The organism is Deltaproteobacteria bacterium (assembly GCA_029860075.1).
In the GTDB taxonomy this organism is placed as follows: Bacteria; Desulfobacterota; JADFVX01; order JADFVX01; family JADFVX01; genus JAOUBX01.
Map to the genome: position 1 here is coordinate 41180 of JAOUBX010000025.1, position 13211 is coordinate 54390.

General features: G+C 45.3%; 14 protein-coding genes. 12 read left to right on the plus strand and 2 right to left on the minus strand.

Going from position 1 to position 13211, the window contains the following annotated elements:
• Nucleotides 1-5: 5 nt before the first annotated feature.
• Nucleotides 6-899 (minus strand): aminotransferase class IV, encoded by an 894-nt coding sequence (locus tag OEV42_09460; protein MDH3974492.1) that lies wholly within the window; start codon nucleotides 897-899, stop codon nucleotides 6-8.
• Nucleotides 896-2314 carry an aminodeoxychorismate synthase component I gene (gene pabB / locus OEV42_09465; GenBank protein ID MDH3974493.1) on the minus strand — a complete coding sequence of 473 codons (1419 nt, stop codon included), beginning with the start codon at nucleotides 2312-2314 and terminating at the stop codon, nucleotides 896-898. The genes OEV42_09460 and pabB overlap by 4 nt, the downstream gene beginning before the upstream one ends.
• A 138-nt stretch (nucleotides 2315-2452) precedes the next feature.
• Between pabB and msbA the strand changes: the two genes are divergently transcribed.
• The 12 genes from msbA to waaF all read left to right on the plus strand — a co-directional run.
• Nucleotides 2453-4174: a lipid A export permease/ATP-binding protein MsbA gene (msbA, locus tag OEV42_09470; GenBank protein ID MDH3974494.1), complete on the plus strand. Its 1722-nt coding sequence runs from the start codon at nucleotides 2453-2455 to the stop codon at nucleotides 4172-4174.
• Nucleotides 4175-4221: 47 nt separating this feature from the next.
• Nucleotides 4222-4878, plus strand: a complete 657-nt coding sequence (locus tag OEV42_09475; GenBank protein MDH3974495.1) for a lysophospholipid acyltransferase family protein — start codon at nucleotides 4222-4224, stop codon at nucleotides 4876-4878.
• A 58-nt stretch (nucleotides 4879-4936) separates the two neighbouring features.
• Complete coding sequence (locus OEV42_09480; protein MDH3974496.1) at nucleotides 4937-6256, plus strand: 3-deoxy-D-manno-octulosonic acid transferase; 1320 nt, start codon at nucleotides 4937-4939, stop codon at nucleotides 6254-6256.
• A 108-nt stretch (nucleotides 6257-6364) separates the two neighbouring features.
• Complete coding sequence (gene lpxK / locus OEV42_09485; GenBank protein MDH3974497.1) at nucleotides 6365-7483, plus strand: tetraacyldisaccharide 4'-kinase; 1119 nt, start codon at nucleotides 6365-6367, stop codon at nucleotides 7481-7483.
• Nucleotides 7480-8412 (plus strand): lysophospholipid acyltransferase family protein, encoded by a 933-nt coding sequence (locus OEV42_09490; protein ID MDH3974498.1) that lies wholly within the window; start codon nucleotides 7480-7482, stop codon nucleotides 8410-8412. The genes lpxK and OEV42_09490 overlap by 4 nt, the downstream gene beginning before the upstream one ends.
• Complete coding sequence (locus OEV42_09495) at nucleotides 8405-9004, plus strand: HAD family hydrolase (GenBank protein MDH3974499.1); 600 nt, start codon at nucleotides 8405-8407, stop codon at nucleotides 9002-9004. The genes OEV42_09490 and OEV42_09495 overlap by 8 nt, the downstream gene beginning before the upstream one ends.
• A gap of 26 nt (nucleotides 9005-9030) precedes the next feature.
• Complete coding sequence (locus OEV42_09500; GenBank protein MDH3974500.1) at nucleotides 9031-10032, plus strand: bifunctional ADP-heptose synthase; 1002 nt, start codon at nucleotides 9031-9033, stop codon at nucleotides 10030-10032.
• On the plus strand, nucleotides 10025-10498 hold the full coding sequence (locus OEV42_09505) for an adenylyltransferase/cytidyltransferase family protein (GenBank protein MDH3974501.1): 474 nt from the start codon (nucleotides 10025-10027) through the stop codon (nucleotides 10496-10498). Before OEV42_09500 ends, OEV42_09505 begins: the two co-directional genes overlap by 8 nt.
• Before the next feature lie 3 nt (nucleotides 10499-10501).
• Nucleotides 10502-11305, plus strand: a complete 804-nt coding sequence (locus OEV42_09510; protein MDH3974502.1) for a DUF3108 domain-containing protein — start codon at nucleotides 10502-10504, stop codon at nucleotides 11303-11305.
• Entirely contained in the window at nucleotides 11250-11417 is a 168-nt protein-coding gene (locus OEV42_09515) for a Trm112 family protein (protein MDH3974503.1), read from the plus strand. The genes OEV42_09510 and OEV42_09515 overlap by 56 nt, the downstream gene beginning before the upstream one ends.
• A 39-nt stretch (nucleotides 11418-11456) precedes the next feature.
• Nucleotides 11457-12227, plus strand: a complete 771-nt coding sequence (locus OEV42_09520; GenBank protein MDH3974504.1) for a glycosyltransferase family 2 protein — start codon at nucleotides 11457-11459, stop codon at nucleotides 12225-12227.
• A partial coding sequence (gene waaF / locus OEV42_09525; protein MDH3974505.1) for a lipopolysaccharide heptosyltransferase II occupies nucleotides 12224-13211 on the plus strand: 988 nt, incomplete at its 3' end. The genes OEV42_09520 and waaF, both read left to right, overlap by 4 nt.

Genomic DNA, 13211 nt, shown 5'->3' on the forward strand with positions numbered 1-13211 from the left:
TAACTTTATTCGCTGGCGCTCATTTTGTCAATGTCAGAGAGATAGGCGGCCACAAATTTCTTGTAGCCTTTCTGGATTTTTCTGGTAAGGGGGCCGATGGCAAATTTCTTTTCGTCCACACCTATGGCCGGCACCACCTCCCTGACGGAGCTTGTAATAAATATTTCCTCTGCCTGGAAAATTTCATCACAGGAGAGGTCTTTTTCTTCACCATCAATGCCGGACAATGGCGCAACCTCCAATACGATATCTCTCGTAATGCCGGGCAGGAGACCTGATGAGAGGGGAGGGGTGTAGAGTTTATTGTCTTTCACAATAAATATATTACTTGTAATTCCTTCGACTGCATGGCCTTCATAGTTCAGATAAATCCCTTCATCGCCCCCTCTCTCCTTTATTTCCATCATGCCGAGGATGCCTGGAATGTAATTGATCGTTTTACGGGAGGCCAGCGGAGATAAATGGTCAATTTTGAAGCTTTTCAGGAGGGACAGTTTTATGCCCTTTTGCTGAATGGCTTCAATACTTGCCGGAACACTTTCGGAGCTGATAATAACCGTGCTTCCTTCCTTTCCTGAAGGGAGAAGCCATGAAGGGCTGCCGCCACGAATGACGGTGAGCCTGATTCGGCTGTCGGCGTGGAGGAGATCATTCTTTTCTAAAAGTGTAAATAATATGACGGACAGTTCCCGCTCGGTAAAGGGAATCTCCATTTTAAGAAAACGGGCCGACTCGGTAAGGCGTTTGTAATGATTTTTGAGGGCAAATATCTCTCCTTTATAGCCCCTGAAGGTTTCGAAAAGGCCGTCACCATACATGAGGCCCCTGTTTATCGGGGAGATGGCAGCTTTGCTTTCTTCAATAAAATTTCCACTAAGATAAATAATGCTATCACTCATTTTTCTTTAAATCCTGATGCAATGTTTTTAAAAATTTCTCCCTTAAGGAGCGTTTCTTCATATTCTGACTCGGGGATGGAATCAGCCACAATGCCTCCTCCCGTGGAAAAGTAGACCTTTCCCTCTTTAATGAAGGCCGTCCTGATGGCAATGTTTAAATCCATCGATCCATCAAAGCCTATATAGCCGATGGATCCCGTATAGATCCATCGGGGACACTGCTCAATTTCATGGATAATTTCCATGGCCCTTACCTTGGGCGCACCCGTAATCGAGCCACCGGGAAAGGCTGCTTTTATACAGTCTACAGGGCCGATGCCTTCATTTATTTCACCGGATACAGTAGAGACCATATGGTGAAGGTTGGCGTAACTTTCAATATCCATTAAGCTGTCTGCCTTGATCGTTCCGTACTTGCAGACCCTGCCCAGATCATTTCTTACGAGATCAACGATCATGATATGTTCCGCCCTGTCTTTTTCGCTTTCCCTGAGCGCTTTTTTTCTCAAAATGTCTTCACTCTTATCTGCGCTCCGGCTTATGGTTCCCTTTATAGGCCTTGACTCGATCCTGTTCCCTCTTAATGCCAGAAATCGCTCCGGCGAGTTTGATATGATGGAGAGGCCCGGCAGTTCCAGGCAGGCGCTGAAAGGGACAGGGTTTGCTGAGGTAAATCTCCTGTACAGGGAGAAGGGGGTGCCTTCGAAAGAGGCGCTGAACCGATGAGAGAGATTTGCCTGGTAAATATCACCACTTTCAATGTATTTTTTTATCTTTTCGACTTCATTAAGATAGGCTTTCCTGTCGAAATTGGAAGAAACCTTTCCCATCCGGCTTTCATCAGGCCCGCTCTCTTTCCGGTTGTAAATAAGGTCGGAAAATTGCTTTACCCTTTCCTTTGCCCTTTCTCTTCTTTTTGCTCCCTTTTCCGGATATCCTGTGGAAGAAAGAAAAAGTGTTGACTGAAGATGATCGTATATGAAAATGGTGTCGTAGAAACCTAAATGAATGTCAGGCGCTGAAAAGTTATCCGCCTTTCTTTCAGGCATTGATTCAATATGTTCTCCCGCCTCGTAACCTATGTAACCGACGGCGCCGCCTGTAAAAGGAAAGTCTTCACGGGGTTCTGCCGGGAATTCCTTAAGCAGGGAATGCAGCGCAGTGAAAGGATTACCGTAAGAGGTTGACCTCTTTCCCTCGCGGTAAATGTTAATTTTATCCCCTTCTGATTCCATGGTGAGAAAGGGGGCTGCGCCTGCAAAGGAATACCTGTTGCTATCTGAAACCTTGCCATGGCCGCTTTCCAGGAGGAAAGGGGCCTCTAGCGATGACAGGGACAAAAAAAGGGTTTCAGCAAGTGTCTTTTCCCGGTTGCTTTGCTTTAAACTATGGCTGTGGATTTCCTTGATTACCATTAGGTGATGTTAGGGGTTTTTTTTCTTCAAGTCAAGGATTGAGCCTTTTATTGAAACTAATGGATGGCTCTATCTTCCTTGACATGCGGCGGAGCTAAAACATATACTTGCCAATTACAAAAATTGTGAAGTTAATTTATGGAAATATATAAAAGACTGTTAAAATATCTGAAGTTCTACTGGAAGCGGCTTGTCCTTGCCATGATATGTATGTGGGGCGTGGGGGGCATGACAGGCGCATCAGCCATGCTGGTAAAGAATGTTCTCGATGATGTTTTCATCAATAAAGATGAAAACATGTTAAAACTCATACCTGTTGCCATTATTATCATATATATTTTTAAGGGTATTTTTTACTTTTTCCAGTCATATCTCATGTTTTATGTGGGACAAAGCGTTGTTAAGGATATCAGGGATGAGTTGTACAGTCATATTCAAAGGCAACCCATGTCCTTTTTTGCAAAAAATCCGACAGGCACACTTATGTCGAGAATTACCTATGATGTTAACATGATCAGCAGCGCCGTTTCCGATGCCTTCAGCAGTCTGCTGCGTGATTCCTTTACTGTTGTTATTTTGCTCGGCGTTGTTATCTTCAGGGATTGGGAACTTGCCCTGATTGCCCTCGTTGTTTATCCCTTTGCGCTTTATCCTATTACAAAATTTGGCAGAAAAATGAGAAAAGTGGGAACGAAAAGCCAACTGGCTATGGGATATATAACCAGTTTTCTGCATGAAACGATTGCAGGGGCCAGAATAGTAAAAGCATTTGGTATGGAGCAATACGAGTCGGAGCGTTTTGCCCGGGCGAATGAGCACTTTTTAAAGCTGACCATGAAGTCAAGGAAAGTAAGGGCCCTTACCATGCCTGTTATGGAAATTCTCGGGGCTGTCGCCGCTTCGGCTGTTATATGGTATGGCGGCTTTAAAGTCATGGAAGGAAAGATGACGACAGGAGAGTTTTTCTCCTTTCTGACAGCCCTCATGTTTTTGTACCAACCGGTCAAGAAGCTCAGTTCCGTTAATAATGTTATCCAGGAGGCGCTTGCCGCAGCGGAAAGGATATTTGCGCTTCTTGATAAAGAACCGGACATTCAGGACAGTTCGCATGCCAGGGAAATTACAGGCCTCAAGGAAAGGGTGTCTTTTTCGGGCGTTCATTTTTGCTATGATGATGAAAACGTTATCGATGGCTTTGATCTTGAAGTAAAAAAAGGAGAAAGAATTGCTTTTGTTGGAAGCAGCGGCGCCGGGAAAACGACACTTGTTAACCTGATACCCAGGTTTTATGATGTTACGGGCGGCGGAATTTTTATTGATGGAGAGGATATTCGAAACGTAACACTCCCTTCGCTTCGTGACCTCATTGCAATCGTTTCGCAGGAAACGATACTTTTTAATGATACGGTAAGAAATAATATAGCTTACGGAAAAAAAGAGACTTCCCATGAAGCGGTTATTCGTGCTGCCAGGGCAGCCTTCGCCCATGATTTTATTATGGAACTTCCCGAGGGATATAATACGGAGGTCGGGGAACAGGGTGTCAGGCTTTCCGGCGGGCAGAGACAGCGTCTCTCCATTGCAAGAGCGCTGCTTAAAAATGCGCCCATGCTGATCCTCGATGAAGCGACATCGGCCCTTGATACGGAATCTGAACAGCTGGTTCAGCAGGCGCTGGACAACCTCATGAAAGACAGAACGAGCTTTGTTATTGCTCACCGCCTCTCAACAGTTGTTAAGGCTGACAGGATTGTTGTTCTCCATAAGGGCAGGCTGGCCGAAGAAGGCAAGCATGAAGAACTCCTTAAATCGGGCGGTCTCTATGCAAAACTCTGGGACCGCCAGTTTGCGGATATCTGATTTATTCTATATAACTATCATATCCTGAAAAATCAAAATTTATTTTCATGGCGCGAAAACTAACCTTTAAAGACAGGGCGCTTTTATTTATTGCTCCCTATGTGGCTGAAATTATTGTCCGCTTTCTCTACCTTACCATGAAGATTGAATTTCTTCATGAAGAGAGAGCAAGGAAATACTGGGATAATGATGAAAGGATGATACTGGCCTGCTGGCATGGACGGCTCCTCATGATACCGCTTTGTTATAAAGGCAGGTTCATCAGATGCCTTATCAGCCACCATAAAGATGGCGAGGCGCTTGCCGGATTTATGGGGAGGTTCGGTCATGGCGCTGTGCGGGGCTCATCTACCCGTGGCGGTTCAATGGCCATGAGAGAGATGCTTCGCACAATCAGGAAGTGTGATGTTGCTATTACCCCTGACGGCCCCCGGGGTCCGAAGCATGTCGTTCAGGATGGGATTGTAGCGCTGGCGAGGATGTCCGGCGCGCCTATTCTTCCTGTAACCTTCGGCGCTTCCAGAAAGAAGCACTTTTCAAGCTGGGATTCTTTTCTTATGCCCATGCCTTTTAGCAAAGGGGCTTTTATCTGGGGTGAGCCTGTTTTCGTATCGAAAAGTGACGATCTTGAAGCGAAGAAAAAGGAAGTGGAAAAGAGTCTTCTTGAACTGACTGACTATATTGACCGCTATGTGAGTAAATAATAATGCTTTTACTGACTGCAACCTCTCCAAACCTCCCCTTTGCCAAAGGGGAGGAGTAATGAATTCCCCTCTTTGCCAAAGAGAGGGGAGGGGGATGTTGAGCCAGCCTTATGAAAGGGAGAATTCATTGTATTTTCTCTATAATCTTTTACTGCCTCTGCTGCTTGCTGTATTATCGCCCCTTGTATTCATTAAACTCCTTGGTGATAAAAGCTGGAGGGAAGGTTTTCGGCAACGATTTTTCATTGATAGCTCAATTCTAAAGGGACTTGCCGGTGAGCCTCCTCTCTGGTTCCATGCTGCGTCGGTGGGAGAAGTCAATGCCTCAGCCAAACTCCTTTCAGAAATGAGGGAAAGGTGGCCTCACCGAAAACTTGTTGTTTCAACCTTTACACCGACGGGATTGAAAGCGGCAAAGGAAAAGCTGGGCGCCGATGCTGTTTTTTTTCTTCCTCTTGATCTCTCTTTTATCGTTAAAAGAACGATGAGGAAGATCAATCCTCAAATGCTGATTCTCATGGAGACGGAAATATGGCCCAACCTCATTAGGGAATGCGGGCGCAAGGATATTCCTGTTGTCATCGTAAATGGGAGGATTTCCGACAAAAGCTTTGGAAAGTATCGTCGGCTAAAATTACTGTTAAAGGAACTCTTTAAATATGTAAGCCTTGTGCTTACTCAATCTGAAGAAAGCACGGAACGTTTTCTTTTGCTTGGCGCCGGTGCCGGCAAGGTAATGACGACAGGTAACCTTAAATTCGATATGCATGTTAAAAACAAGCCTCTCAGGGCCATGGAAAAGTGGGGAGGCCCACTATTTATTGCCGGCAGCACAAGAGACGAAGAGGAGGAAAAAGTTCTTTCCGCCTATCTTCATGCCAGGAGAAAACATCCTGACCTCAAGCTTGTTCTGGCGCCAAGGCATTTGCACAGAACTGAGGCCGTGGAAAAAATATTAACGGGAAAGAATCTGCCTTATGAGAAGTTTTCTCAACTTGATGAATCAATTAGCAGGGAAGTGTTACTTGTCGATACCCTGGGAGAACTTTCTTCTCTTTATCCTTACGGAGATGTTGTTTTTGTAGGGGGGAGTCTTGTTCCCATGGGAGGGCAGAATATGCTTGAGCCGGCGCTTTGTGGGAAGCCCCTTCTTTTTGGTCCCCATGTTGAAAACTTCAGAGAAGCGGCGCGCATATTGACAGAAGGGGGAGGCGCTTTGATAGTGAAAAATAGCGATGAACTGGGCCAGACTGTCATAAAACTTCTTAATGATCCTCCGCTGAGAACGTCCATGGGATATAGGGCAAAAGCCTCTATTATAGCACACAGCGGAGCTGCGGAAAAAACGATAAATGCCCTGGCCACCTTTCTTGAGTGAGTCCGCTCTTTTTTGCTTGTTGATTTATTCCATGGGAAGGTCCTGTCAAAATCCCGTAAATACCGATAGCTTTTGACTAAAATGGGGATTTGTGGTATAAAAATGCGTTTGGAACGTTTTTTTCAATATATCGCCTATGGTGAGCCGGAAAGGGGCAAAGCTTTTTTCTTAAATGCGCTTCTGTTCCCTTTTTACCTGCTCTCCCTTATTTATGGACTGGTGGTCAGGGCCAGGATATCTCTTTATAAATGGGGGCTGAAAGAGATGAAAAGCCTTCCATGCAAGGTAATTTCAGTCGGTAATATTACCGTCGGCGGTACAGGGAAGACGCCTGTTGTTGAATATATTGCAAGGCAGCTCACGGAAAAAGGCCTTAAGGTTGCAATCCTAAGCAGGGGGTATAAAGGAAATAGTGATGGTCCTGTAAATGTCGTATCCGACGGGAAAAGTGTTCTAATGGAGCCCGGCCAGGCTGGAGATGAACCTTACATGTTGGCCAGGCGCTTGAAAAAAATTCCCGTCATTGTCGGGCCCGACCGTTATGAAACAGGAACATACGCGTTGAACAATTTCAAAATAGACGCCCTTATCCTGGATGATGCTTATCAGCATATAAGGCTTAAAAGAGATATTAATATTCTTCTCATTGATAGTGAAAGAGGTTTTGGAAATGGCCATCTTTTTCCGCGCGGACCGCTAAGAGAGCCTTTGTCAAATGCAGATCGTGCGGATATTATTCTGCTGACCAGGTGCCGGTCAAAGGCTGAGACCGGATCTGCTTTGATACTGGATTCTCTGAAATTAAATGCCCTTCCTCCTACCTTTAAGAGCGGCTATGAACCAACAAAAATGAGATCTTTCCGGACAGGGAGGGAAGAGGCTGCCGCTATATTGACGGGGAAAAAGATTGTTGCCCTGTCGGGTATTGCCAACCCCGCCTCCTTTTCAGCACTTTTAAGTGCTCTCGGAGGGGAATTGCTGCATGAAGCGGTTTTTGCTGATCACCATGCCTATAGCATAAATGATATAGACAGGGTTATGAAAAAGGCTGAAAGCCTGGGCGCCGATATGATAGTGACGACAGAAAAGGATGCCGTAAAAATAGAAGACATTGATGAAAGGATAAAAGTGCCTTTTTATTATCTTCAAATAGGACTTGAACTCTTTGGAGACGATGAAAGGTTTGCAGGCAATATATTATCGAAGTGCGGGATCAGAGGGACGTGAACAGGTTTTTTTTTATTCAATACATTCCCCTTTTTCTTTTTGCCATGCTTATTTCTCTTCTGCCTGCTTCAACTGCAATAGCTATTGGCAGATTTATGGGGAGACTGCTCTTTAAAATAGGTGGAAAGCACCGCCGTATAGCCATGGATAATATTTCCCTGGCCCTTGGCATTCCTCAGAATGAGGCACGGCAGCTGTCATTGAAAGTCTTTGAACATTTGGGCCGGATGTTTATTGAGTTTCTTAAACCGGCATGCTTTGGAAAAGATTATGTGCAGGCCATGGTTGAAACGAGGGGGCTTGAAAATCTGGAAAAGGCGAAAGAGAAGGGAAAGGGCGTGCTGATTTTGGCGGCTCATCTTGGAAACTGGGAGCTTCTCGGTTCTGCGCTGCTGGAACATGTGGGACCTGTTACCGTCGTCTATAAGAAGGCCAGGAACCCTTATGTTACTGAATTTATAAGGAAAACTAGAAAAAAACGGGGCATTGAAACCATTCCTCACAGGAATTCGGCAAGAAAGATTATGGGCATTCTCAAAAAAGGGGAGGCTGTCGGTATTCTTCTCGACCAGCATGCGACCAACAAGGATGCCGTTAGCGCTGATTTTTTCGGTATGCCTGTTGCTACTAATTACGGGCTGGCTCTCATTGCCATCAAGACGGGAACGCCTGTTGTTCCTGCATTTCTTGTAAAAGATGAAAAAGGGAAATACCTTTGCGCCTATGAGGAGCCCCTCTTTCTTGAAAAGGGGGATGACATGCAGGAAGACATCCTTGGTGCTACGACGACTTTTAACAGTATCATGGAGAAATGGATCAGGAATTATCCTGACCAGTGGTTCTGGGTTCATAACCGTTTCAGGGTTAAAAAGTACAAACAAAAGAAAAGGCCAAAGCGAAGGCCGGAGCAAAGGATAGATAATGGATAAAGAAATTGCTGTTTTTATTGACAGGGATGGAACCATCTCTGAAGAGATAGGTTATGTCAACCATCCCGAACGATTCAGACTGCTGCCAAAAAGTGGTGAGGCCATCAAAATGATTAATGCCCTGGGATTAAAGGCCGTTGTCGTTACCAACCAGGCCGGTGTTGCCAGGGGCTATTTTCCCGAATGGATGATAGAGAAGGTCCATGACAAAATGGAGGAGCTGCTTGAAAAAGAGGGCGCAAAGCTTGATGCCATTTATTACTGTCCCCATCACCCCAAGGCAGGCGAACCGCCCTACAGGGCTGATTGCGAGTGCCGCAAGCCAAGGACGGGTATGATCGATTCGGCGGCGGAAGATCTTCATATTGACGTTAAAAAGTCTTATATGATCGGCGATAAAATTACCGATGTCGAATTTGCCCATAGGGTCGGCGCCAAAGGCATCTTTGTTAAAACCGGCTATGGCAGAGGGGAACTGGAACTTTATGGTGATACATGGACGACGACTCCCGATTTTATAGCCGAAGATCTTCTCGACGCAGTAATCTGGATCAGGAATGAAGAGGAAAAAATCAATGCAGCCACCAGGTAAACGCTGCCGGGAAAGACAGTAAAAAAATGGATCTTATTGATATCATAAAAAACTTTAAGGGGAAAAAGATCGGTGTCATCGGTGATTTTGTCGCTGATGAATATATCTTCGGTATGACTTCCCGCGTAAGCAGAGAAGCGCCTGTTCTTATTCTTAAACATGATTCCAGCAAAGTTGTTCTTGGCGGCGCTGCCAACACGGTAAATAATATTCATACCATGGGCGGTGATGTCGTCCCTATGGGAGTTCTTGGCAATGATGATACGGGCAATCAGATTCTGAGTATCTTAAAGGAGAAGGGAATCGATACGTCTGGACTGATTATCGATGAAACAAGGCATACCAATACGAAAACAAGAATCATGGCCGGCGGCCTCCATACGGTCAAGCAGCAGATGATTCGAATAGATAAGGAAGACGGATGCCCTGTTTCAGAAAAGACGGAAAAAGGTCTTTTGGATAATCTTGTGAAAGGGCTCTCTCATCTCGATGCCCTCATCGTATCCGATTATGGCTGCGGAGCTATTACAGAGGGTATTATTGAAAAGATCAATGAACTGGGCAGAGAGAGCGAAAAAATTATTAACGTTGATACGAGAAGTAATATTAAAAAATTCAGCTCCGTCACCATCGTTACCCCTAATGAGCCCGAAGCTGAAGAGGCTGTCGGTTTTGAGATAGACAGTGATGAAGATGTTACCTGTGCGGGGCAGAAACTGCTTGATCTCGGTTGTTCGGAGAATCTTCTTATTACGCGGGGGAAGAAGGGGATGGTTCTCTTTGAGGGTGATCCTGATGCCCGCTTTATTCCTGTATTCGGCAGCGATGAGGTGGCTGATGTGACAGGCGCCGGAGACACCGTCATCAGCGCCTTGACCATGGCCCTGGCTGCGGGCGCAGGTTTTTATGATGCGGCGCGAATATCCAACTATGCCGGCGGCATAGTTGTTATGAAGAGTGGAACGGCAACGGTTACCGATAGTGAACTTGAAAATGCCATTGCTTCAGAGAAAGAGCAAAATGGATAAAGTATTTGAACTGGGTGAGTTAAAAAAAATAGTGGAGGCCAAAAAGGGCGAAGGCAATCGGGTTATTTTTGCCAACGGTGTTTTTGATATACTTCATGTAGGGCATATTCGTTATCTGAAGGGCGCCAGGGAACTGGGTGATATTCTCGTCGTTGCCGTCAACAGCGACTCATCGGTAAAAAGTTATAAGGGTGATGACAGACCGCATACGCCTGAGCAGGAAAGGCTGGAAATTCTTTCCTCTCTGCATATGGTTGACTATATCGTTCTTTTTTCGGAGCCCGACGTGGCAAACCTGCTGCTGGAACTCAAGCCTCATGTCCAGGCCAAGGGGACCGATTACACGGAAGAAACGGTTCCCGAAAAGGATATTGTCGCATCTTATGGTGGAAAGGTGGCTATCGTCGGTGATGCGAAGGATCATTCTTCCACAGAGATGATTGAAAAAGTAAGAAGCAAGGGATAGCAAATGAAATTTCTCAAAGTCCTTTTGTTTTTGCAATTATTTCCCCCCCTTTCTCTCTCTGCGGATCCACTTGCTTCCATGCCTTTTGAAGTGGGTGAAAGGCTGGAATACGAAATTTCCTGGCTCGGTATACCGGGAGGTAATTCAATGCTGGAGGTAAAGGGCCTGAAGGAAATGGGAGGCTCGGATGCCTACCATGTAGAGTCGAGAACCTGGTCAAACAGATTTATTTCTACTTTTTACCTCGTCGATGACCGTATCGAAGGTTATATGAATGCCGGGGATCTTACCGGTATCAGTCTCAAGGTGAGACAGAGGGAAGGAAGACATAAGGTGGACAAGGAGATAAGTTTCGATAGAGAAAACAATAAGGTCTACTTCAGGAAGAATAAAAAAAAGAGCGTTCATGATGTGCCGCCCTTCATCCGTGATTCTCTTTCGAGTTTCTACTATTTGAGGACGAAGGAACTTGAGGTTGGGAAGGATGTCGTTATGGATACCTTTTCCAACGGAAGATTATACAAGCTCATCGTTAAGGTTTTAAAGCGGGAAGAGAGGCAAGTTAAGGGGAAAAACTATAAAACGATCAAGATACAGCCCCTTATCAAGCAAAATGACGTCTTTAAAAATAAAGGCGACATCTTTATATGGCTTACCGATGATGAATATAAAATACCTGTCATGATACGGAGCGAGATAGCTATCGGGTATTTTACCGCTGAATTAATTAATCTGAGAAAAGGAGATAATAATGGCTATAGATCAGAACCTTCTGGATATCCTCGCCTGTCCGAAGTGCAAAGGTGAAGTTAAGCTGACAAATGAAAAGGATGGACTCGTTTGTCATGCCTGCAAACTGAAATACCCCATCAAGGATGACATTCCGGTAATGCTTGTTGACGAGGCGGAGAAGATATAAACACCGTAAAACGATTAAACGATTAAAGCTGTTTACAAGATGGAAAAACTCTCTGTCACCATCATAACGCTCAATGAAGAGGACAATATCCGCGACGCCCTTGAGAGCGTCAAGTGGGCTCATGAAATTATTGTTGTCGATTCGGGTAGTACGGACAGCACCGTTGACATATGCAGGGAGTATACGGACAAGGTCATATACAATCCCTGGCCGGGAATGAACGGTCAAAAGGCTTTTGCCAAAGAGCAGGCAAGTTGCGGCTGGCTTCTGAATATCGATGCCGACGAAAGGGTTTCGCCTGAACTTGAGGTAAAGATTAAAACCATGCTGGAAAAAGGCCCGGAATATGACGGCTATTTCATTCCCCGCAGGGTCTGGTATCTCGGGAGCTGGATAGATCATAGCGGCTGGTATCCCGACTATACGTTGAGGTTATTTAAAAGGGATAGGGGGCGCTGGGCAGGAACCGATCCTCATGACAAGGTTGTTGTCGAGGGCACAACGTCCAGGTTAAAGGAAGATATCCATCACTTTACCTATAAGAATGTGACTGATCATATTAACACCATGAACAGGTTTACTGCTGTTGCAGCCGGTGAATATGAAAAGAAAGGAAAAAGGGCCGGTTTTTTCAATCTTGTATTGAGGCCGCCTTTCACCTTTTTTAAAAAATATATTCTTAAACAGGGTTTTCGTGATGGATTGCCCGGCTTTGTTATTGCCTTTTCTTCCGCCTATTACGTTTTTTTGAAATATGTCAAACTCTGGGAACTCAAAAACATAGAGCGCGTAAAAGAAACCGGTAAATGACAAGATTCAAAAGAATACTTATTCTTCAAACGGCCTTTCCCGGCGATATTGTACTTACCACCCCATTTTTCAGGAGTATAAAGACGCTTTTTCCTGACAGCCTTCTCACCGTCATTACAACACCTCAGGGCCGGGAACTTCTTCAGGGGATAAAAGAGGCCGATTCCCTCCTGTCTTATGATAAAAGAGGCAGCGATAAAGGTTTTTATAATTTTATAAAGCTTATTAAAAAGTTAAGAGGAGAAAAGTTTGATCTTTGTCTTTCGCCCCATCTTTCCTTAAGAACCTCCCTGCTCCTGTATTTAACGGCCAGTCCTGTCCGGATAGGCTATCGTGAGGCAGCCTGTTCTTTTCTTTATTCAATGACGGCAGAAAGGGATATGTCGAAGCATGAAGTGGATAGAATTTTGTCTCTTCTTGGTCCGCTTCAAGCCGATGTCGATAAGCTGGAGAAATTTCCCTATCTGCCTGTTTCGGAAGAGGCCCGTAAAAAGGTGGATGAACTTCTGAAAGAGGAAAATCTGTCTGAAGGAGATGCCCTTGTCGGCATTGCGCCCGGTTCTGTCTGGGGAACAAAAAGGTGGACTCCCGGGGGGTACGGGAAGCTGGTTGACTCTATTGTTGAGAAATATGGTGTTAAAGTTATGCTTATCGGTTCTCCTGCTGAACGTGAGAGCGGTAATGAAATAATGGCCATTACGAAAACAAAACCTGTCGATATGATTGGAAAGACAACGCTTTCTCAACTGGGAGCCCTTATGAGCCGCTCTTCGCTCCTTGTGGGAAATGACAGTGCGCCCGGCCATGTGGCTGCGGCCACAGGTGTGCCTGTGGTGACTATATTCGGACCCACGTCACCCTCATTTGGATATGCGCCTTATGGAAAGAATGTACAGATCGTGGAAAAAGCGCTTTCCTGCCGTCCCTGCCATCACCATGGCCCTATGGTCTGCCCGAAAGAACACTTTCGCTGCATGAGGGATA

What these genes read in the sequence shown, in the direction of transcription:
- OEV42_09460 (MDH3974492.1), bottom strand. Translation starts at nt 899, where the DNA reads ATGAGTGATAGCATTATTTATCTTAGTGGAAATTTTATTGAAGAAAGC.
- pabB (MDH3974493.1), bottom strand. Translation starts at nt 2,314, where the DNA reads ATGGTAATCAAGGAAATCCACAGCCATAGTTTAAAGCAAAGCAACCGG.
- msbA (MDH3974494.1), top strand. Translation starts at nt 2,453, where the DNA reads ATGGAAATATATAAAAGACTGTTAAAATATCTGAAGTTCTACTGGAAG.
- OEV42_09475 (MDH3974495.1), top strand. Translation starts at nt 4,222, where the DNA reads ATGGCGCGAAAACTAACCTTTAAAGACAGGGCGCTTTTATTTATTGCT.
- OEV42_09480 (MDH3974496.1), top strand. Translation starts at nt 4,937, where the DNA reads ATGAATTCCCCTCTTTGCCAAAGAGAGGGGAGGGGGATGTTGAGCCAG.
- OEV42_09495 (MDH3974499.1), top strand. Translation starts at nt 8,405, where the DNA reads ATGGATAAAGAAATTGCTGTTTTTATTGACAGGGATGGAACCATCTCT.
- OEV42_09500 (MDH3974500.1), top strand. Translation starts at nt 9,031, where the DNA reads ATGGATCTTATTGATATCATAAAAAACTTTAAGGGGAAAAAGATCGGT.
- OEV42_09505 (MDH3974501.1), top strand. Translation starts at nt 10,025, where the DNA reads ATGGATAAAGTATTTGAACTGGGTGAGTTAAAAAAAATAGTGGAGGCC.
- OEV42_09510 (MDH3974502.1), top strand. Translation starts at nt 10,502, where the DNA reads ATGAAATTTCTCAAAGTCCTTTTGTTTTTGCAATTATTTCCCCCCCTT.
- OEV42_09515 (MDH3974503.1), top strand. Translation starts at nt 11,250, where the DNA reads ATGGCTATAGATCAGAACCTTCTGGATATCCTCGCCTGTCCGAAGTGC.
- OEV42_09520 (MDH3974504.1), top strand. Translation starts at nt 11,457, where the DNA reads ATGGAAAAACTCTCTGTCACCATCATAACGCTCAATGAAGAGGACAAT.